Annotated in this window: 1 protein-coding gene; it reads left to right on the top strand. The window is 40.4% G+C overall.

Annotation, left to right across the window (positions count from 1 at the left end):
• Positions 1-406 (top strand): MMPL family transporter (locus RYX56_RS21305; protein ID WP_317123983.1); only part of this gene is annotated, 406 nt, incomplete at both ends.

The raw sequence follows: 406 nt of genomic DNA, 5'->3' as shown, positions 1-406 counted from the left end.
CTAGAGACCTGAACAAAACAACGATCATCGTTATTATAGGCGTATTGCTTGTACTGTTCTTTGTGATAAGATCCTTCTGGACACCGGTTTTCATCACTGCATCCCTTGTAGGGGCATACTATGCAGCGATGTTCATTACAAACTATATTTTCTTAGATTTGCAAGGGTATGAAGGTCTATCTTCCTTTGTTCCATTCTTCTCCTTTATCATCATTGTAGCCTTGGGAGTAGATTATAGCATATTCTTAATGATGCGCTTTAAGGAATACCCACATCTGTCGCCTAAAGAGGCAGTAGTTTTAGCTTCTAAGCAAACAGGGGGCGTAATTATATCGGCAGTCATTAACCTAGGAGGTATCTTTGCGACACTGATACTTGCTGGATTGGTGGTTTTAACTGAAATGGC

It is taken from the genome of Alkalihalophilus lindianensis (assembly GCF_032843265.1).
Classification (GTDB): Bacteria; Bacillota; Bacilli; order Bacillales; family Bacillaceae_D; genus Alkalihalophilus; species Alkalihalophilus lindianensis.
This window is presented reverse-complemented; position numbering and strand designations above follow the sequence as displayed.